Source organism: Pseudomonas halotolerans, assembly GCF_039581215.1.
Taxonomy (GTDB): Bacteria; Pseudomonadota; Gammaproteobacteria; order Pseudomonadales; family Pseudomonadaceae; genus Aquipseudomonas; species Aquipseudomonas tehranensis.
Map to the genome: position 1 here is coordinate 405,617 of NZ_JBCNTJ010000001.1, position 20,801 is coordinate 426,417.

Here is a 20,801-nt window from a genome sequence, read left to right on the forward strand (position 1 = left end):
GTCTGATGAGAGCGCCCCATGCCCAACAACAATAAAGAGCTGACCCTCAGCGCCCCGCTCAGCGGCCCGGTGCTCACCCTCGCCAATGTCCCGGACGCCGTGTTCGCCAGCGGCGCCATGGGCGACGGGATCGCCATCGACCCGCTGAACGACACCCTCTACGCGCCCTGCGACGGTGAAGTGATTCACGTCGCCCGCACCGGCCACGCCGTAACCCTGCGGGCCGACAACGGCGCCGAACTGCTGCTGCACCTGGGGCTGGATACGGTCGAGCTGCAGGGCGACGGGTTTTCCATGCTGGTCAAGGAAGGCGCGCGGGTCAGCAATGGCCAGCCGCTACTGCGGTATGACGTGGACAAAGTGGCACTGCGCTGCAAGAGCCTGGTCAGCCTATTGGTCATTACCAATGGCGAACGTTTCCAGGCGCGGCCCATCACCCTCAAGGGGGTGAAGGTCGGCGAGCCGCTGCTGCACATTCTCGCCAAAACCGTGGACCAGGCGGAACATCACGACCAAGACGACGGCATCGAAGTCTTCGGCCAGATCCGCATCGCCCACCGCGGCGGCCTGCATGCCCGACCGGCGGCGCTGATTCGCCAGACCGCCCAGGGTTTCAAGAGCCGTTCGCACCTGCATTTCCAAGGCAAGTCGGCGTCCTGCGACAGCGTGATGGGGATGATGGGCCTGGCCATTACCGAACAGGCGCAAGTGCACGTCAGTTGCCGGGGCAGCGATGCCGAGGCGGCGCTGCGAGCCTTGCTGGCGACTTTATCCACAGCCCTGGCGGAAGAAGCCCATGCCGTGGCGCCGGCCATCAAACCGCTACGCGGTATTGCCGAAGCCGGTGTGCTCCAGGGCGTGTGTGCCGCCCCCGGCCTGGTGACCGGGCCGCTGGTTCGGCTCACTGGCATTCAATTGCCCCAGGACGCTGGCGGCCATGACGCCGAAGAGCAGCGACAACGCCTGGACAGTGCCTTGGCGCAGGTCAGTGGCGAAATCCACCTCACCCTGGAAAACGCCAAGGCCCGACGCCACCGCGACGAAGAAGCGATCTTCAGCGCTCATCTGGCACTGCTGGAAGATCCAGTGTTGCTGGATGCCGCCCACCTTTTTATCGAACAAGGCAGTGCCGCGACCCACGCCTGGAACCGCTCCATCGAGGCGCAATGCCAGGTGCTGCAACAGCTGGGCAGCACGCTGCTGGCCGAGCGCGCCAACGATTTGCGCGACCTGCGCCAACGGGTCCTGCGGGTGTTGCTGGGTGAGGCCTGGCAATTCGACGTCGCGGCGGGCGCCATCGTCGCCGCCCAGGAACTGACCCCGTCGGAGCTGTTGCAACTCAGTGCCCAAGGCGTGGCCGGTGTGTGCATGGTCGAGGGCGGCGCAACCTCCCACGTGTCGATCCTGGCCCGAGGCAAAGGCTTGCCGTGCCTGGTGGCGGTGGGCGAGGCACTGCTTGCACAGGCGCCAGGACAATTGGTCGTGCTGGACGCTGACGGTGGCCGCCTCGAACTCACGCCAACCGCCAAGCGCCTGGCACAGGTGCAGCAAGAACAGGCCCGACGCACGGCCCTGCGCGTCCAGCAGCAGACTCTCGCCCACACACCAGCGCGAACCGTCGATGGCGTTGAAGTTGAAGTCGCCGCTAACGTGGCCTCCAGCGCCGAAGCCGGCGAAGGCTTCGCCAACGGTGCCGATGGCGTTGGCTTGTTGCGCACCGAATTTCTCTTCGTCGACCGCCACACCGCCCCCGACGAAGAAGAGCAGCGCCAGGCCTATCAAGCCGTACTCGATGCCATGGGCGACAAGCCGGTGATCATCCGCACCATTGACGTGGGCGGCGACAAACAACTGGATTACCTGCCGCTACCGGCCGAAACCAACCCGGTGCTGGGCCTGCGGGGCATTCGCCTGGCCCAGGCGCGGCCGGAACTGCTGGATCAGCAACTGCGGGCCCTGCTGCGAACCCGTCCGCTGGACCGCTGCCGGATCCTGTTGCCCATGGTCACCGAAGTCGACGAACTGCTGCACATCCGCCAACGCCTTGATGCCCTCGGCGCCGAACTGGGCCTGAGCGAGCGCCCGCAATTGGGGGTGATGATTGAAGTGCCGGCGGCGGCGTTGCTGGCCGAACAACTGGCAGAGCATGCGGACTTCCTGTCCATTGGCACCAATGACCTGTCGCAATACACCCTGGCCATGGACCGCGACCACGCCGGCCTTGCCGCGCGGGTCGACGCCCTGCATCCGGCGTTGCTGCGGCTGATCGCCCAGACCTGCGCCGGCGCAGGGAAGCATGGCCGTTGGGTCGGTGTGTGCGGCGCCCTGGCCTCCGATCCGCTGGCGACGCCGGTGCTGATCGGGCTGGGGGTCCGCGAACTGTCAGTCAGCCCGCCGCAAATCGGCGCAATCAAGGACCGCGTGCGTCACCTCGACGCCGCCCAGTGCGCCCGCCTCAGCGCCGAGCTGTTGAACCTGGGCAGTGCCGCCGCCGTGCGCCAGGCCTGTCATCAACACTGGCCCCTGGGCTGAGCCACGTCGAAGAACAATATAGGGAGAGACGCCATGTACCAGCATTTCATCGAAGGGCTGCAACGCCTCGGCCGGGCACTGATGCTGCCCATCGCGATCCTGCCCATCGCCGGCCTGTTGCTGCGCCTGGGCGACACCGACCTCTTGAACATCGCCATCATCCACGATGCCGGCCAGGCGATTTTCGCCAACCTGGCGATGATCTTCGCCATCGGCATCGCCGTGGGCTTCGCCCGGGACAACAACGGTACGGCGGGGTTGGCCGGGGCCATCGGCTACCTGGTGATGATCGCCACCCTGAAGGTACTCGATGCCAGCATCAACATGGGTATGCTCGCCGGGATCATCAGCGGCCTGCTGGCGGGCGCACTGTATAACCGCTTCAAGGACATCAAGCTGCCGGAGTACCTGGCGTTCTTTGGTGGCCGGCGCTTCGTGCCGATTGTCACCGGCTTCAGCGCCGTTGGGCTGGGGGTGGTGTTCGGCCTGATCTGGCCGCCGATCCAGCAGGGCATCAACGATTTCGGCGCCTTGCTGATGGAAAGTGGCAGTCTCGGCGCCTTCGTATTCGGCGTGTTCAACCGGCTGCTGATCGTCACCGGTCTGCACCACATCCTCAATAACATGGCCTGGTTCATCTTCGGCAGTTTCACCGACCCCGCCACCGGTGCGGTGGTCACCGGTGACCTGACCCGCTACTTCGCCGGCGACCCAAACGGCGGCCAGTTCATGGCCGGCATGTTTCCGGTGATGCTCTTCGGCCTGCCCGCCGCGTGCCTGGCGATGTACCGCAATGCCCTGCCCCAGCGGCGCAAGGTCATGGGCGGGATCCTGCTGTCCATGGCGCTGACGTCATTCCTCACCGGGGTCACCGAACCGGTGGAATTCGCCTTCATGTTCCTCGCCCCGTTGTTGTTCCTGCTGCATGCCTTGCTCACCGGTTTGTCGATGGCGATCACCGACTGGCTGAACATCCGCCTGGGTTTCACCTTTTCCGGTGGCTTCATCGACATGATCCTGGGCTGGGGCAAATCCACCAACGGCTGGTTGGTGCTGCCCGTGGGCCTGGTCTACGCGGCAATCTATTACCTGGTGTTCGACTTCTGCATCCGCCGCTTCGACCTGAAGACTCCGGGGCGTGAAGAAGTACCGGCAGGCGACAAACCGGCCATCGCCGAAAACCAGCGGGCCGTGGCCTACATCCAGGCATTGGGTGGCGCTGACAACCTGATCACCATCGGTGCCTGCACCACGCGCTTGCGGCTGGACATGGTGGATCGCAACAAGGCGTCCGACGCCCAGCTCAAGGCCCTCGGCGCCATGGCCGTGGTGCGCCCCGGTAACGGCGGGAGCCTGCAGGTGGTAGTGGGCCCGATGGCCGACAGCATTGCCGACGAAATCCGCCTGGCCGTACCCTCCTCCATTCGCCCGGTCACCGCGCTGGTGCCGAATGCCCCTGCGCCGACGACGCCTACCGCCCTCTCCAGCACCGAAGCGCAACAATGGCTGGACGCCCTCGGGGGCCAGGACAACGTCCTGCAACTCGATTGCGTGGCGACGAGCCGGCTACGGGTTCGGCTGGCCGATGACAAGGGCTTGTCGGAAAGCCGGCTCAAAGGGTTGGGGTGCCAGGGGATGAGTCCGTTGGAGGATGGCGTCTGGCACCTGCTGCTGGGGGAAAAGGCGCCGAGGTTATGGCAGGCACTGGACGGCTTGGCCCGTGGCCGTAAAGTCGATGCAGGGGCCTAGTAGGCGCTGTGTAGCTGTGTAGGAGCTGTCGAGTGCAACGAGGCTGCGATCTTTCCCCAGACACTTGAATCCCAAACGAAAGATCAAAATCAAAAAGATCGTCCGAACGCGGCCCGAGCCTTCGGCAGCGCCTACGAACCCAGTGGGAGCAAGCGCCCTCGCCCACGACCAAGTGCTTTATAGCTGCTGAAAAAAACCTCGATTAAAAGTCATCGAGTAAAACTTATCTACTGTCAGAAGTAACAGGTACGAATCCTTCAGACGGGCCGCCCTCGATAAACACCGCCTGAGTATTCACCAGGGAATCGCGCGGCGAAAATTGTTACAAGATCCGCCCACAGAACCAGAAACAGTCATCTATCCTCAAGCTCACGCAGTGAACCGAGGCGCACCCCAACAGCGCCTTCGAACCGCGCAATCGCTAAAAAACTGTCAATTCGAAGAATAGGTCGTAATGAAGTATGTAATTCGATTGGCGTCCTCGTTTCAGCTGAGGTGTCCAGATCATGAATAAAGGTAACGATTTCATACGGGCGGCGACTGTCGCGGTGGTGGTACTCGGAGCGGCGTGGCAGCCAGGCAATGACGCGTGGGGAGCGACCCAGGTCTCCCAGGACCGAAAAGAAGAACCCTGGTACGAAGCCTGGCTGCAGGTCACGGCGGATCCAAGCGTGGACATCCGCAAGACCCAACCCTTATTGCGCTGGCGGACCGACCTGGACACCCTCTATCGGGGCGACACCACCAATCAAGGCCTCGGGGCCTTTCAGGACGGGCTGCTGCCCAAATCCGTGGCCTTCCCCGAGAACACATGGATGTACGACTGGTTCAAGCACGGGGCTGGGGGCCAGCGCTCGGTCTACAGCAGTACGACGCGCAGCCAGCGTATCGCCCAGAGCTTCGCCAATGAATGGGTATTCGAGTTCAAGGCCCCCCATGGCATCGACCAACAGGTATCGGGGGGGCCTATTATCGGCGAGGAAGAGATCAGCTACCCCGGCGGGGTCAAAGGGCACTTTATCAGGCAGGCCTGCAAGAAAACCGACCTGAGCGATTGCGTCGCCAACCCGGACTACCGTGAACCCTCCGGCCACGAGACGATGCTGGAAGTCGCGGCGACGCCCATCGATTGGAGCAAGATCACCCCACCAGAAGACTTGGCCTGGGTGACGAACAAAGACCCCCTCTGGGCGGTGGGCTCCTCGAGGATCAACCCTGTGCAAGGAGCGGACGCACTGGCCAGTGGGTTACGGGCCAGAAACTCGCAACCACCGGTCTTGCGTTGGGCGAGCAGCCCGGAGTCTCCTTCCGTTCAATCGGTCATCGTGGCGTTTCGTGACTATAGCGACGCCAAGATCTGGGCGGTCACGGAAGCAGCGAACGGCGGTTGGGTGTACGAGGTCAGGCCCAACAGCGTGGCGGTGGATCTGTCAGGGGAGCACACCGGCAACCGTCCAGGCGCCTTCGCATTCATCGGCGGTATCAAGGGTGGGCTATTGATGAATGCCCGCCGGTTCGAGAAAGGTGTGGGCGAACCGGCCGAATGCATCGGCATCGAAAAAGAAGCCTGCCGCCTCGAAAACCGACATCAATAGAGGGGCCAGGAAGAACCTCCGTGGGAGCGGGCTTGCTCGCGAAGAGGCCAGTACATCCAACATCAATGCAAGCTGACCCGACGCCTTCGCGGGCAAGCCCGCTCCTACAGTTGATTGGCGTCGAGCACATATTTCGGGCCCACTGGAGGTCCCATGTGGGAATCGGCTTGCGCTGGCGGGCATGGTTTTAGCTCTTAAACAAAAAACCCGCTGATTCAATCAGCGGGTTTCTCATTCGACGAAGCGAAGGATCAGAAATCCTCCAGTCGCCACACTTCATACGCCGGTGTCTCGTAGGGATGGCTGTGTTTCAGCGCCTTCACCACCCCACGAATCAGCTCATCGGCAACGACAAGCTCCACCCTCCATTCCTCAACCTGCTCGACCTGACCCACCTCGCCAATGAACGGCTGGCTGCCGTCCAAGGGGCGGAACTGGCCCAGGCCCAACACTTGCCAGGCGCAGTGGTCATAGTCGCCGATTCGCCCGCCGCCGGCAGCGAATACGGCGCTTTTGACCACGTCCACATGGCTGGCCGGGACGAAGAAGCAGAGCTTGTACACCGCCTTAGTTCACCCAGACGCGCGCGTTGCGGAACATGCGCATCCATGGCGCGTCTTCGTTCCAGTCGTCCGAACGCCACGAGTTCTGTACCGCGCGGAATACCCGCTCCGGGTGCGGCATCATGATCGTGACGCGGCCGTCGCGGCTGGTCAGGCCAGTGATCCCGCGCGGCGAGCCGTTCGGGTTGGCCGGGTAGGTTTCGGTGACCTTGCCGTGGTTGTCGACGAACCGCAGCGACACGCAACCGGACAGATCGGCTTCGAGCAAGGCTTCTTCGCTTTCGAATTCCGCGTGGCCTTCGCCGTGGGCGATGGCGATCGGCATGCGCGAACCGGCCATGCCCTGCAGGAAGATCGAGTTCGACTCCTGCACCTGGACCATCGCCACGCGCGCTTCGAACTGCTCGGAACGGTTGCGCACGAAGTGCGGCCAGAACTCGCTGCCCGGGATCAGTTCATGCAGGTTGGACATCATCTGGCAACCGTTGCACACGCCGAGGGTGAAACTGTCGGTGCGTTCGAAAAAGCCCTGGAAGGCGTCGCGGGCACGGCTGTTGAACAGCGCCGACTTGGCCCAGCCTTCACCGGCACCGAGCACGTCGCCGTAGGAGAAACCGCCGCAGGCGACCATGCCCTTGAAGTCGTTCAGGTCGACACGGCCGGCCAGGATGTCGCTCATGTGCACGTCGATCGCGTTGAAGCCGGCACGGTCGAACGCCGCCGCCATTTCCACCTGGCCGTTGACGCCCTGCTCACGTAGCACCGCCACTTGTGGGCGAATGCCTTTTTTGATGTAAGGCGCGGCCACGTCGTGGTTGACGTCGTAGCTGAGCTTGGCGCACAGGCCCGGGTTATCTTCTTCCAGCAGTGCGTCGAATTCCTGCTCGGCGCAGTCGGCGTTGTCTCGCAGGCGCTGGATCTGGTAGCTGGTTTCCGCCCACTGGCGCTGCAACAGGCGACGCTGACCTTCGAAGACGGTGTCGCCGTTGAAGGTGATGTTGATGTGGGCGTTGTTGATCGGCTGGCCGATCACCGAGACGCAGTCGGCCAGGCCGGCTGCGCTGAACTGGGCAAGGATGTCCGGGGTGGCGTCCTGGCGAACCTGGATCACGGCACCCAGTTCTTCGTTGAACAGGATGGCCGGGATTTCAGCCGTGGATTCGGCAACGCTGTCGAGGGTCAGACTCAGGCCGCAATGGCCAGCGAAAGCCATTTCCACCACGGTGGTCAGCAAACCGCCGTCGGAACGGTCGTGGTAGGCCAGCAGGTGACCGTCAGCGTTGAGGCCCTGGATGACGGCGAAGAACGCTTTCAGGTCTTCGGCATCATCGACGTCCGGCGCTTGCGAGCCGAGCTTGCCGTGCACCTGGGCGAGGATCGAGGCGCCCATGCGGTTCTGGCCACGGCCCAGGTCGATCAGGATCAGGTCGGTGGTGCCCTTGTCCATGCGCAGTTGCGGGGTCAGGGTCTGGCGGATGTCGGTGACTGGAGCGAAACCGGTGACGATCAGCGACAGCGGCGAGGTCACGCTCTTGTCCACGCCTTCATCGTTCCAGCGCGTGGCCATGGACATGGAGTCCTTGCCCACTGGAATGGTGATGCCCAGCTCAGGGCACAGCTCCATGCCGACAGCCTTGACGGTGTCGTACAAGCGGGCGTCTTCACCCGGGTGACCGGCGGCGGACATCCAGTTGGCCGACAGCTTGATGTCGGAGATCTTGCCGATGCGCGAGGCCGCGATGTTGGTCAGGGTCTCGCCAATCGCCATGCGGCCCGACGCCGGAGCGTCCAGCAACGCCAACGGCGTGCGCTCACCCATGGCCATGGCTTCGCCGGTGTAGACGTCGAAGCTGGTGGCGGTCACGGCCACGTCAGCCACCGGCACCTGCCACGGGCCGACCATCTGATCACGGGCCACGAGGCCGGTGATGGTGCGGTCGCCGATGGTGATCAGGAAGCTTTTGCTCGCCACGGCCGGGTGGTGCAGGACGCGCTCGATGGAATCGGCAACGTCGAGCGTCGACGGGTCGAAATCATCGCCCAGCTCGGCTTCGCGAACGGCCGAACGGTGCATGCGCGGGGCCTTGCCCAGCAGCACTTCCAGTGGCATGTCCACCGGGCTGTTGCCGAAGTGGCTGTCGGTAACGGTCAGTTGCGGCTCGGCGGTGGCTTCGCCGACCACGGCGAACGGGCAGCGCTCGCGTTCGCAAATGGCCTGGAAACGCTCGAAGTCGGCCGGGCCGACCGCCAGGACGTAACGCTCCTGGGATTCGTTGCTCCAGATTTCGTGCGGGGCCATGCCCGGCTCGTCATTCGGAATGTTGCGCAGTTCGAAGCGGCCACCACGGCCACCGTCGTTGACCAATTCAGGGAAGGCGTTGGACAGGCCGCCCGCGCCGACGTCGTGGATGAAGCTGATGGGGTTGTGTTCGCCCAACTGCCAGCACCGGTCGATGACTTCCTGGCAACGGCGTTCCATTTCCGGGTTTTCCCGCTGGACCGAAGCGAAGTCCAGGTCCGCCGAACTGGTGCCGGTGGCCATGGAGGAAGCGGCGCCGCCACCCAGGCCGATCAGCATGGCCGGGCCACCGAGGACGATCAGCTTGGAGCCGACCAGGATTTCGCCTTTCTGCACGTGTTCGGCGCGGATGTTGCCCATGCCGCCGGCAAGCATGATCGGCTTGTGGTAACCACGCACTTCTTCACCGCGAGGGGTGGTGATGGATTGCTCGAAGGTACGGAAGTAACCGGTCAGGGCCGGACGGCCGAATTCGTTGTTGAACGCTGCGCCCCCAAGAGGACCTTCGATCATGATGTCCAGGGCGTTGACGATGCGCTCGGGCTTGCCGTACGGCTTTTCCCACGGCTGTTCGAAGCCCGGGATCTGCAGGTTCGACACGGTGAAACCGGTCAGGCCGGCTTTGGGCTTGGCACCGCGACCGGTAGCGCCTTCGTCGCGGATCTCGCCACCGGAACCGGTGGACGCGCCCGGGAACGGGGCAATGGCGGTCGGGTGGTTGTGGGTCTCGACCTTCATCAGGATGTGCACCGGCTCCTGGACCGCACCGTACTGGCGAGTCTCGGGGTTCGGGTAGAAGCGACCGGCAACGTTGCCGACGATCACCGCGGCGTTGTCCTTGTAGGCCGACAGCACACCTTCGTTGTGCATCTGATAGGTGTTCTTGATCATGCCGAACAGGCTTTTTTCCTGGCTCTGCCCGTCAATGTCCCAACTGGCGTTGAAGATCTTGTGCCGGCAGTGCTCGGAGTTGGCCTGGGCGAACATCATCAGTTCGATGTCGTGGGGGTTGCGCTTCAAGCCCTGGAAGGCGTTGACCAGGTAATCGATCTCGTCTTCGGCCAGGGCCAGACCCAGTTCGGCGTTGGCTTTTTCCAGCGCGGCGCGGCCGCCGCCCAGCACATCGATGGCGGTCAGCGGTTTTGGCTCGGCATGGCTGAACAGGCCCGCGGCCTGCTCCAGGTTGCCCAGGACGATCTGGGTCATGCGGTCATGCAGACCCTCGGCGATCAGTTGGGCCTCGGCCTCGCTGAACTCACCGGCGACATAAAAGGCAATGCCGCGCTCCAGGCGCTGGATTTTCGCCAGGCCGCAGTTGCGGGCGATATCGCTGGCCTTGCTCGACCACGGCGAAATGGTGCCGAAACGTGGCAGCACCAGGAACAGGCGACCGGTCGGCTCCTGGACGGGAACACTGGGACCGTACTTCAGAAGGCGCGCGAGCACCTGCTGTTCGTCGCCGGTCAAACCGCCGGTGACTTCGGCGAAGTGAGCGAATTCAGCATACAAGCCACTGACAGCCGGAACCTTCTGGCTCAGTTGTTCAAGGAGTTTGCTGTGGCGAAAGGCAGAAAGGGCAGGAGCGCCGCGCAGGATCAACATCTTCGGGACAGCCTCGGGAAGGGGTGTGCTTTGAGGCCGTGCATTCTAGCCTAAACCGCTGGCGACGGCACCCGAAACGGCACGTACGATGCTGGCCGAATGTCGGTCTTTGCTGGAACAGCTCTCCCGGCCCCCGTTTGCACGGTCGTACCGAGATATTTTTCATCGGGGCAAAACACGGCACACCCCGGCCCGCCTGTGTTGCGGACATGTTTTGCAACTGCTAGCAGACTGGCCTTCTGCTGTCGAGATATGGCGGTCGGGGCCGTTTGCGTATACTGCGCAGATGTTTTCCCCAACGGCTTTGCGTCCGCGATACGCCAAGTGGCTGATCGCAACCGGACTCTTCCTGGTGCTCAGTGGTTGTGTTGAGAAACCCAACACACTTGAGCGCGTGAAGGAGGATGGCGTGCTGCGGGTGGTTACCCGAAACAGCCCTGCCACCTACTTCCAGGATCGCAACGGTGAAACCGGCTTCGAATACGAGCTGGTGAAGCGTTTCGCCGACGATTTGGGGGTGGAGCTGAAAATCGAAACCGCCGACAACCTCGACGACCTTTTCACTCAGTTGGGCAAGCCCAACGGCCCGGTTCTGGCCGCCGCCGGCCTGGTCAGCAGCGAAAAACGCAAGAGCCAGGTGCGCTTCTCCCGTTCCTACCTCGAAGTCACCCCGCAAATCATCTACCGCAACGGCCAGTCGCGCCCCACCGACCCGGCCGCCCTGGCGGGCAAGAAGATCATGGTGCTCAAGGGCAGCACCCACGCCGAACAACTGGCGCAGTTGAAACAGAAATACCCCGGCATCGAATACGAAGAGTCCGACGCGGTAGAAGTCGTCGACCTGCTGCGCATGGTGGATGAAGGCCAGATCGACCTGACGCTGGTGGACTCCAACGAAGTGGCCATGAACCAGGTGTACTTCCCCAACGTGCGGGTCGCTTTCGATCTGGGCGATGCCAGCGACCAGAGCTGGGCCGTGGCCCCCGGTGAAGACAACAGTCTGCTCAATGAAATCAACGCCTACCTGGACAAAGTGCAGAAGAATGGCACCCTGCAACGCCTGAAGGACCGCTACTACGGCCACGTCGATGTCCTGGGTTATGTCGGCGCCTACACCTTCGCCCAGCACTTGCAGCAGCGTCTGCCCAAGTACGAGAAGCATTTCAAGAATTACGCCAAGGCTGAAAAAGTCGACTGGCGCCTGCTGGCGGCCATCGGTTACCAGGAATCACTGTGGCAGCCGACCGTCACGTCCAAGACCGGTGTGCGCGGCCTGATGATGCTGACCCAGAACACCGCCCAGGCCATGGGCGTGTCCAATCGCCTGGATCCGAAGCAGAGCATCATGGGTGGCGCCAAGTACCTGGCCTATATAAAGGGCCTGCTGGACGACAGCATCGAGGAGCCGGACCGCACCTGGTTCGCCCTCGCGGCCTATAATGTGGGCGGCGGTCACCTGGACGACGCTCGAAAACTGGCGGCCAAGGAAGGGTTGAATCCGAACAAGTGGCTGGATGTGAAAAAGATCCTGCCGCGCCTCTCCCAGAAGAAGTGGTACAGCAAAACCCGCTACGGCTACGCCCGGGGCGGTGAACCGGTGCATTTCGTGGCGAACATCCGTCGCTACTACGACATCCTGACCTGGGTCACACAGCCGCAGCTCGAAGGCGACCAGGTGGCCGAGGGTAACCTGCATGTGCCGGGTGTCGACAAGAGCAAGCCGAATCCGGAAACCCCGCCGCTCTGACGCCAGACATCAATTCCCTGTGGGAGCGGGCTTGCTCGCGAATGCGGTAGGTCAGCCGACATAGTCGTTAACTGAGAGACCGCTTTCGCGAGCAAGCCCGCTCCCACATTAGTTTTGTGGGGGGTCAGGACTTGGCAGCAGCCAGGATCAGCGCTTTCATCTCAGCAACCGCCGACTTGAACCCGACAAACAACGCATGGGCCACCAGTGCATGGCCGATGTTCAGTTCGTTGATACCCTTGATCGCCGCGACGGCTTCGACGTTGTGGTAATGCAAGCCATGGCCGGCGTTGACGATCAGGCCCTGGGCCAGACCGAAGCTGACGCCATCGGCCACTCGCTGCAACTCATCGGCCACGTCCGTGGGCGTTTGCGCGTCGGCATAACGGCCGGTGTGCAGTTCGATGGCCGGCGCGCCCACACGTTTGGAGGCCTCGATCTGCCGTTCGTCGGCGTCAATGAACAGTGACACTTCAGCACCGATCTTCGACAGTCGCTCCACCGCCAGGCTGATCCGCGCTTCCTGCCCCGCCACGTCCAGGCCACCTTCGGTGGTCAGTTCCTGGCGCGTTTCCGGCACCAGGCAGATGTGCGCCGGGCGGATGTGCTCGGCGAACGCCATCATTTCTTCAGTCACGCCCATTTCGAAGTTCATGCGCGTTTGCAGCACGTCCTTGAGCAGCAGTACGTCGCGCTCCTGGATGTGACGGCGATCTTCTCGCAGGTGCACGGTGATGCCGTCGGCGCCTGCCTCTTCAGCGTCCAGCGCGGCCTTGACCGGATCCGGGTAGCGGGTACCGCGGGCTTGGCGCAGGGTGGCGACATGGTCGATGTTCACGCCGAGAAGAATGCGATTGCTGGTGCTCACGAAAAGCGCTCCTGAGATGGACAGAGATTCGGCCCACAGCATACGGGTTGATCAAGGCTTGCGAAACAGCTCGCGACTGACCAGCGGCCGACCGCCCAAATGAACCGCCAAAGCCTGGCGCATCAGACGCTTGGCCGCCGAGAGCGCGCCCGGCGCACTCCAGTCGGCCTCGGCCATGGCCAGAAGTTCGGTGCCGTTGAACAAGCCGGGTTGCAGCAGGTAGACCTGTTCCAGGCCTGCATCCACCTGCAGGCGATACAGACCATTCGCGGCGATGGGCTCGCCGTGCAGGTCGGTGTTCAGGGCAAAGCCGTAGCCTAGATCGTCCAGTAGCCGCCATTCGAAGGAACGCAACAGCGGTTCCAGAGGACGACCTTCGGCCAGGGCCGATAGCGTGGCGGCGTAGTGATCGAACACCGCAGGATGGGGGTCTTCGGCGGGCAGCAGGCGAATCAGCAGCTCATTGAGATACAGGCCACTGAACAACGCCTCGCCGTTAAGCCAGGCCGCCACACCGTTGCTTTCCATGCGCCCGACATTCTTGAGCTCGCCCCGCCCCCGCAATTCCACCTCCAGCGGCACGAACGGCCGGGCCAGCGTCCCGGCCTTGCCCCGGGCCCCACGCAACACCGCCCGCAACCGCCCCTGGGGCGTGAGAAAGTCCACCAAGGCACTGCTTTCGCGGTAGGCGCGCGAGTGCAGGACGTAGGCGGGTTGGGCGGTGGGTTGGGTTGGCGGCATGGAAATGAAGTCTCGCTCACGGAGCACAATTTTATAAACGGCCCAAAACCAATGTGGGAGCGGGCTTGCTCGCGAATACGGTGTGCCAGTTAACAATGATGTCGACTGACAGGACGCATTCGCGAGCAAGCCCGCTCCCACAAGGTCCGTGGTGTACCGCCGACGGGTTACAGGTCGCCGTAACCCAACGACCGTAGCGCCCGCTCGTCATCGGACCAGCCGCCCTTCACCTTGACCCACAGGTTGAGCATGATCTTGGAGTCGAACAGCAGCTCCATGTCCTTGCGCGCCTCGGTGCCGATGCGCTTGATACGCTCGCCCTTGTCGCCAATGATGATTTTCTTCTGGCCGTCACGTTCGACGAGGATCAGCGCATGGATGTGCAGGGTCTTGCCCTGCTGCTTGAATTCTTCGATTTCCACCGTGATCTGGTACGGTAGCTCGGCGCCCATCTGGCGCATGATCTTCTCGCGCACCAGTTCGGCGGCCAGGAAGCGGCTGCTGCGGTCGGTGATCTGGTCTTCGGGGAAGAAGTGATCGTTTTCCGGCAGGTGCTCGGCGATCACTCGCTCCAGCGCATCGAGATTGTGACCGTGCTGGGCCGAGATGGGCATGATCTGGGCGTTGGGCAGCTGCTCCTGCAACCAGCTCAGGTGCGGCATCAGCTCAGCCTTGTCTTCGATGCGGTCGGTCTTGTTCAGCGCCACAATCAACGGACCGGTCACGTACTGGACGCGTTCGAGGACCATCTGGTCTTCTTCGGTCCACTTGGTGCGGTCGACTACAAAAATCACCACGTCGACGTCTTTCAGCGCCGCCGAAGCCGTCTTGTTCATGTAGCGGTTCAGCGCTTTTTCGCCGCCCTTGTGCATGCCGGGGGTATCGACGTAGATCGCCTGTACGGAGCCTTCGGTTTTGATACCCAGCATGTTGTGGCGGGTGGTCTGGGGCTTGCGGGAAGTGATCGCCAGCTTCTGACCCAGAATATGATTGAGCAGCGTGGACTTGCCCACGTTAGGCCGACCGACAATGGCGACATAGCCGCAGCGGGTGACGGTTGTATCAGTCATTGCCATTCTCCACGCCCAGGGCAATCAGTGCTGCGGCGGCCGCTACCTGTTCGGCAATACGACGACTCACACCCTGACCCCGGCTTTTTTCATTCAATAAGACCACTTCGCATTCGACGAAGAAGGTTCGGCAATGCGGCTCGCCCTGGATATCCACCACTTCGTAACGCGGCAACTCGCAACTGCGCGACTGCAGGAATTCCTGCAAACGGGTTTTCGGGTCCTTGTTGGTGTCCACCAGCGTCAGGCTGTCGATCTCCGAGGTCAGCCAGGCCAGCACGCGCTCGCGCGCCATTTCCATGCCGGCGTCCAGGTAGATCGCGCCAATCAGCGCCTCCAGGGCGTCGGCCAGAATGGACTCACGACGGAAACCGCCGCTCTTCAATTCACCGGAGCCCAGGCGCAGGTAATCACCCAGGTCGAACCCGCGGGCCAGCACGGCCAGGGTCTCGCCTTTGACCAAGCGCGCGCGCAACCGCGACAACTGGCCTTCCCGAGCCAGCGGGAAGCGTTCGAACAACGCCTCGCCAGCCACGAAGTTGAGGATGGCATCACCCAGGAATTCCAGGCGTTCGTTGTTGCGCCCGGCAAAACTGCGGTGAGTGAGCGCCAGAAGCATCAGCTCCTGATCCTTGAAAGTGTAGCCGAGCTGACGCTCGAGACGGCTTAGAGAAACGCTCACGGTTTACCCACGCTGAGTTCGTGGCTGGATTCCACCACCACGGCCGCGAAGCGCCGTTGGCTTGGGACAATTAACGCTGTGTTCAAAAATGACGTCCTGACTATCGTTGGCTTCATGCCTTCAGGCAGCCCTGTACAGGCTCCAGAAATGCATTCGGCGCTGTGTTCAACAGCGCCGTGTGTGATTACTTGATCAGGCCAACCCGCGAGAAATTCGGCAGGTGACTGAGTTTGGGTTCCGGCCAGCTCATCCAGACCGCAAAGGCCTTGCCGACGATATTACGGTCGGGGACCATGCCCAGCATGTCCTTGGGAATGTTCGGATCATCCCAGTACCGGCTGTCGTTGGAGTTGTCGCGGTTGTCGCCCATCATGAAATAGTGCCCGGCCGGCACGGTCCACGAACGGTCCGGCGCAGCGCGGTAGCGGCTCATTTCCTTGCGGATCAGGTGTTCGGCCTCGCCGAGTCTTTCCTGATAGAGCTCAGCGCTACCCAGCGTACCCGGCTCGGAGCCTATCAATTGCTCGGCCACCAGCTCGCCGTTGACGAACAGGCGCTTGTCGGCGCTGTAGCGAATCTTGTCCCCCGGCAAGCCGACCACACGCTTGATGTAGTTGACGCTCGGATCGCTCGGAAAGCGGAACACCATGACATCGCCGCGCTGCGGGTCACTGACTTCAATGACCTTCTTGTCGATCACCGGCAAGCGGATCCCGTAGGAGAACTTGTTCACCAGGATGAAGTCGCCCACGTCCAGGGTCGGTTTCATCGAGCCGGACGGGATCTGGAACGGTTCCACCAGGAACGAGCGCAGCACCAGTACGATGAACAACACCGGAAAGAACGACTTGCCGTATTCGACCAGCAGCGGTTCCTTGTTGAGTTTTTCGACCACCACACCATCAGGCTGGCTGACGCTGCCCTGATAAGAGGCGATGGCAGCCCGGCGCCGCGGCGCCAGGAACAACAGATCAAGCAACGCCAACAGGCCGCAGACGAACACGGCGATAACCAGCAACAGCGGGAAATTTAGCGACATAGGACCTAACTATCCAACCTGAGCACCGCAAGGAAGGCTTCCTGTGGAATTTCCACGTTACCGACCTGCTTCATGCGTTTTTTACCGGCCTTCTGCTTTTCCAACAGCTTGCGCTTACGGCTGACGTCACCGCCATAGCATTTGGCCAATACGTTCTTTCTGAGCGCCTTGACGGTTGTACGCGCCACAATCTGCCCGCCAATGGCGGCCTGGATTGCCACATCGAACATCTGCCGCGGAATCAGTTCCTTCATCTTCTCGGTCAATGCACGACCTTTGTAGTGCGCGTTGTCACGGTGCACGATCAATGCCAGGGCATCGACCTTCTCACCGTTGATCAGCACATCCAGCTTCACCAGATTAGCCGATTGGTAACGATCGAAATGATAGTCCAGCGAAGCATAGCCGCGACTGGTGGATTTCAGGCGATCGAAGAAGTCCAGCACCACTTCGTTCATCGGCAGGTCGTAGGTCACCTGGACCTGGGTGCCGAGGAACAGCATGTCGTGTTGTACGCCACGTTTCTCGATACACAGGGTAATGACGTTACCCAGGTGCTCCTGAGGCACAAGGATGTTGGCCCGCACGATCGGCTCGCGCATGTCCTCGATGGCCGACAGGTCCGGCAGCTTGGACGGGTTGTCGACGTAGAGGGTTTCGCCGTTCTTGAGCAGCAGCTCGAAGATTACCGTCGGCGCCGTGGTGATCAGGTCCAGGTCGTACTCGCGCTCCAGGCGCTCCTGGATGATTTCCATGTGGAGCATGCCGAGGAACCCGCAACGGAAACCAAAGCCCAGCGCATCGGAGCTTTCCGGCGTGTATTGCAGGGATGAGTCGTTCAGGGTGAGCTTTTGCAGGGCTTCGCGGAAATCCTCGAAGTCGTCGGAGCTGACCGGAAACAGGCCGGCGTAGACCTGGGGCTGGATACGCTTGAAGCCGGGCAGCACGTCGACATCGGGGGTGGAACTCAAGGTCAGGGTGTCACCGACCGGCGCACCGTGAATGTCCTTGATACCGGCGATGATGAAGCCCACCTCACCGGCCTTCAGGTCTACGGTGGCGGTGTGTTTCGGGTTGAAGACACCGACGCTGTCCACCAGGTGAATCTTGCCGGTGGATTTGACCAGGATCTTGTCACCCTTCTTGACGCGGCCGTGGCGCACGCGAACCAGGGAGACCACGCCCAGATAGTTGTCGAACCAGGAATCAATGATCAACGCTTGCAGCGGATCTTCGATATTGCCGGTCGGCGCGGGAATAGTGGTCACCAGGCGCTCGAGCACTTCGTCCACGCCCAGGCCGGTCTTGGCGCTGCACGTGACCGCGTCGGTGGCATCGATGCCGATGATTTTTTCGATTTCTTCCTTCACCCGGTCTGGATCAGCCTGGGGCAGGTCGATCTTGTTCAGCACCGGCATGACTTCCAGGCCCTGCTCGATGGCCGTGTAGCAGTTGGCAACCGATTGCGCTTCGACGCCCTGGCCGGCATCGACCACCAGCAACGCACCTTCACAGGCCGCCAGCGACCGGCTGACTTCATAGGTGAAGTCGACGTGGCCCGGGGTATCGATGAAGTTCAGCTGATAGGTGACGCCGTCGCGGGCCTTGTAGTAAAGCGTAACGCTGTGGGCCTTGATGGTGATCCCGCGTTCACGCTCCAGGTCCATGGAATCCAGGACCTGGGCTTCCATTTCACGCTCGGCCAGGCCGCCGCACATCTGGATGAAGCGATCAGCCAGCGTCGACTTGCCATGGTCAATGTGGGCGATGATGGAGAAATTGCGGATATGACTCAAATCACTCACGGATCAACACTCAAAAAGGCTGCAGGCATGGCCCGCCGAAAAATAGCCGGGAATTGTACCTGATACAGACGCCATTGTGGCGAGGGGATTTATCCCCGTGGGGCTGCGAAGCAGCCCTCCACCTCTCAGCCATGGTGATGCGCCAGAGAGGATGCGGGGACTGCTGCGCAGCCCCACGGGGATAAATCCCCTCGCCACAGAAGCCTGCTCGCCACAAGAATTGAGGTCAACCCGCCCGGCGCAGCAGCCAGAACCCGGCCAGCGCACAGACACCGGCCGGCACCAGCACTGCAAACAGTGGCGAGAAACCGAATACCAGGCTCGACGGCCCCAGCAAATCCTGGGCAATACGAAAGGTAAAGCCCACCAGCACGCCGGTAAATACTCGCTGACCAAGGGTCACCGAACGCAGCGGGCCGAAGATAAAGGAAATGGCCATCAGCACCAGGGCTGCGGTGACCAGCGGCTGCAACACCTTGACCCAAAAAGCCAACCAATAGCGACCGTTGTTCAAGCCCTGATCCGCCAGATAGTGGATATACCCCCACAAGCCGGTAATCGACAGGGAGTCCGGTGCCATCACCACGGTGCTCAGCAACTGCGGGCTCAGCGCCACGTCCCAGCGCTCCTGCGGGGCGGCGACCACCTCGGTGCGCTTGTCATGGAACAAGGTGGTGGTGACATCACTCAGTTGCCAGTGATCTTCAACAAATCTGGCGCGCTTGGCGAAGCTCGACGACAGCATGTGCCGCTGGTCGTCGAAACGGTAGCGAGTCACGCCGTACAGGATGCCGTTGGGCTGGACCGAGTTGATATGGATGAACTCGTCACCCTGACGGTGCCACAGGCCATGCTTGGCGCTTTGCGCATCGCCGCCACCCTGGGCCAGGGAGCGATTGGCCTGGGCGGTGTTTTCGGTGGCTGGAGCAACGTATTCGCCGACCAGCAAACCTACCAGCATCAGCACCAGCATCGGCTTCATCACCGCCCAGACGATCCGACCAACGGAAACACCGGCGGCGCGCATGATGGTCAGTTCACTGTTGCTGGCCAGGCTGCCCAGGCCGATCAGGCAACCGATCAGCGCTGCCATCGGCAGCATGTCGTAGAGCCGCCGCGGGGCGGTCAGCAGCACGTAGCTCAGCACGTCCATCAAGGTATAGGTATCGCTGACGTCACCCATTTCATCGATAAAAGCGAACAGGGTCGCCAGGCCAAGAATGATCCCCAGCACCGCGAGAATCGCCATGAACACACTGCTGCCGATGTACCGATCGAGTTTAACCACGGGCCACCTCCAGCGCGCTGCGACGACTGGCCAGCTTCAGGCGCAGTGGCTCCCAGTAAAGCAACCCAAGGCCAATCGCCAGGAAGATCGAATGCACCCACCAAAGGCCCAGCGCGGGCGGGATCTTGCCTTTCTCCAGCGCGCTACGGGCGGAAATCAGGATGGTCAGGTAAGCCATATACAGAAGAATCGCCGGTAGCAGCTTGAGGAAACGGCCCTGGCGCGGATTGACTCGCGCCAGCGGGACCGCCATGAGGGTCACGATGAATACCAGCAGCGGCAGCGACAGGCGCCATTGCAATTCAGTGCGCGCCCGGATGTCGTTGCTGCCCAGCAAACTTGCGGTGGGCATGGCATCACGGTCGGTGACTTCGTCGCTGACCTCAGGCTTGGGCAGCAATACACCATAGGTGTCGTACTTGATGGCCCGGTAGTCGGCCTGCCCCGGCTTGCCATCGTAGCGATAGCCATTTTCCAGGATCAGGTAGCGGTTGCCGTCGGGGTTGATTTCCTGCCGCCCCTTCGCCGCCACCAGCACCGAAATGCCACGGTCCTTCTTGGTGTCGGAAGACACGTTCTTTTGCGTAATGAAGACGCCGCCCAGGTCAACCCGGTCTTCCGAGAGTTCCTCGGTATAAGTGACTCGAGTGCCATCGCGCAGGGCCTGGAAGCGTCCGGGCACCAGGGTGTCGAACTCGGTCAGGGCGTCCTGCTGGTTGATCAGCATCTGGAACTGATTGGCTCCCTGGGGTGCCAGGCTCAGGCTCAGCCAGGCTACAACCAACGCCACCAGCGTGGCCGGGAAGAGGGTCATGCGAAACAGGCGCTGCTGACTCATGCCCGTGGCCGACAGCACCGTCATTTCGCTGTCCAGGTACAAACGGCCGTAGGCCAGCAGAATGCCTAGAAACAGCCCCAGCGGCAGGATCAGTTGCAAAAAGCCTGGCAGGCGGAAACCCATGATCAGGAACAGCGAACCTGGATCGAGGGCGCCGGAGGCCGCTTGGGCGAGGTATTTGATGAAGCGCCCGCTCATGATGATGACCAGCAGCACGGCGCTGACGGCGCTCAGGGTCAGCAGGACTTCGCGGGATAGATAGCGGAAGACGATCAAACCAGACACTCCAGGGTTGTCAGGCTAAGGCGGCCAAACAAGAAACGTATCGAGCCAGCTCACGCAGCGAGCCGCCGAAAAAAGAGCCGCATTATCCTGTGATTGGA

The 20,801-nt window shown here is 62.0% G+C and carries 14 protein-coding genes; 4 read left to right on the forward strand and 10 right to left on the reverse strand.

Features of this window, described 5'->3' with window-relative positions; genetic code table 11:
- Positions 1–18: 18 nt before the first annotated feature.
- The 3 genes from ptsP (at position 19) to AAIS01_RS01860 (ending at position 5,876) form a co-directional block, all read left to right on the forward strand.
- Positions 19–2,532 (forward strand): phosphoenolpyruvate--protein phosphotransferase, encoded by a 2,514-nt coding sequence (ptsP, locus tag AAIS01_RS01850; protein ID WP_343467546.1) that lies wholly within the window; start codon positions 19–21, stop codon positions 2,530–2,532.
- Between the two features lie 33 nt (positions 2,533–2,565).
- Positions 2,566–4,281 (forward strand): N-acetylglucosamine-specific PTS transporter subunit IIBC, encoded by a 1,716-nt coding sequence (gene nagE / locus AAIS01_RS01855; protein WP_343467547.1) that lies wholly within the window; start codon positions 2,566–2,568, stop codon positions 4,279–4,281.
- 506 nt (positions 4,282–4,787) lie between these two features.
- Positions 4,788–5,876, forward strand: coding sequence for a scabin-related ADP-ribosyltransferase (locus AAIS01_RS01860; protein WP_343467548.1), 1,089 nt, complete (start codon positions 4,788–4,790; stop codon positions 5,874–5,876).
- 251 nt (positions 5,877–6,127) lie between these two features.
- On the opposite strand, the gene AAIS01_RS01865 is transcribed toward AAIS01_RS01860, so the two are convergent.
- Both AAIS01_RS01865 and purL read right to left on the reverse strand, forming a co-directional pair.
- Positions 6,128–6,439 (reverse strand): YqfO family protein, encoded by a 312-nt coding sequence (locus AAIS01_RS01865; RefSeq protein ID WP_343467549.1) that lies wholly within the window; start codon positions 6,437–6,439, stop codon positions 6,128–6,130.
- Between the two features lie 4 nt (positions 6,440–6,443).
- A complete protein-coding gene (purL, locus tag AAIS01_RS01870; RefSeq protein WP_343467550.1) occupies positions 6,444–10,340 on the reverse strand; it encodes a phosphoribosylformylglycinamidine synthase in 3,897 nt (1,298 codons plus the stop codon).
- A gap of 286 nt (positions 10,341–10,626) precedes the next feature.
- On the opposite strand from purL, the gene mltF reads away from it, so the two are divergent.
- Entirely contained in the window at positions 10,627–12,087 is a 1,461-nt protein-coding gene (mltF, locus tag AAIS01_RS01875) for a membrane-bound lytic murein transglycosylase MltF (protein WP_343467551.1), read from the forward strand.
- A gap of 124 nt (positions 12,088–12,211) precedes the next feature.
- Here mltF and pdxJ read toward each other — a convergent pair whose 3' ends face one another.
- The 8 genes from pdxJ to lptF form a co-directional block, all read right to left on the reverse strand.
- Complete coding sequence (gene pdxJ, locus AAIS01_RS01880) at positions 12,212–12,955, reverse strand: pyridoxine 5'-phosphate synthase (protein ID WP_343467552.1); 744 nt, start codon at positions 12,953–12,955, stop codon at positions 12,212–12,214.
- Positions 12,956–13,006: 51 nt separating this feature from the next.
- Entirely contained in the window at positions 13,007–13,696 is a 690-nt protein-coding gene (gene recO, locus AAIS01_RS01885; protein ID WP_343467553.1) for a DNA repair protein RecO, read from the reverse strand.
- Positions 13,697–13,863: 167 nt separating this feature from the next.
- Positions 13,864–14,766, reverse strand: a complete 903-nt coding sequence (gene era, locus AAIS01_RS01890; RefSeq protein WP_343467554.1) for a GTPase Era — start codon at positions 14,764–14,766, stop codon at positions 13,864–13,866.
- The gene (rnc, locus tag AAIS01_RS01895; RefSeq protein WP_003178372.1) at positions 14,759–15,448 is read right to left on the reverse strand and encodes a ribonuclease III; all 690 of its coding nucleotides are present in this window, start codon (positions 15,446–15,448) and stop codon (positions 14,759–14,761) included. Before rnc ends, era begins: the two co-directional genes overlap by 8 nt.
- Positions 15,449–15,632: 184 nt before the next feature.
- The gene (gene lepB / locus AAIS01_RS01900; RefSeq protein ID WP_343467555.1) at positions 15,633–16,487 is read right to left on the reverse strand and encodes a signal peptidase I; all 855 of its coding nucleotides are present in this window, start codon (positions 16,485–16,487) and stop codon (positions 15,633–15,635) included.
- A gap of 5 nt (positions 16,488–16,492) precedes the next feature.
- Positions 16,493–18,292: a translation elongation factor 4 gene (gene lepA, locus AAIS01_RS01905; RefSeq protein WP_060740809.1), complete on the reverse strand. Its 1,800-nt coding sequence runs from the start codon at positions 18,290–18,292 to the stop codon at positions 16,493–16,495.
- A gap of 226 nt (positions 18,293–18,518) precedes the next feature.
- Entirely contained in the window at positions 18,519–19,580 is a 1,062-nt protein-coding gene (lptG, locus tag AAIS01_RS01910) for an LPS export ABC transporter permease LptG (protein ID WP_343467556.1), read from the reverse strand.
- Positions 19,573–20,694, reverse strand: coding sequence for an LPS export ABC transporter permease LptF (gene lptF, locus AAIS01_RS01915; RefSeq protein ID WP_343467557.1), 1,122 nt, complete (start codon positions 20,692–20,694; stop codon positions 19,573–19,575). Before lptF ends, lptG begins: the two co-directional genes overlap by 8 nt.
- Positions 20,695–20,801: the final 107 nt, after the last annotated feature.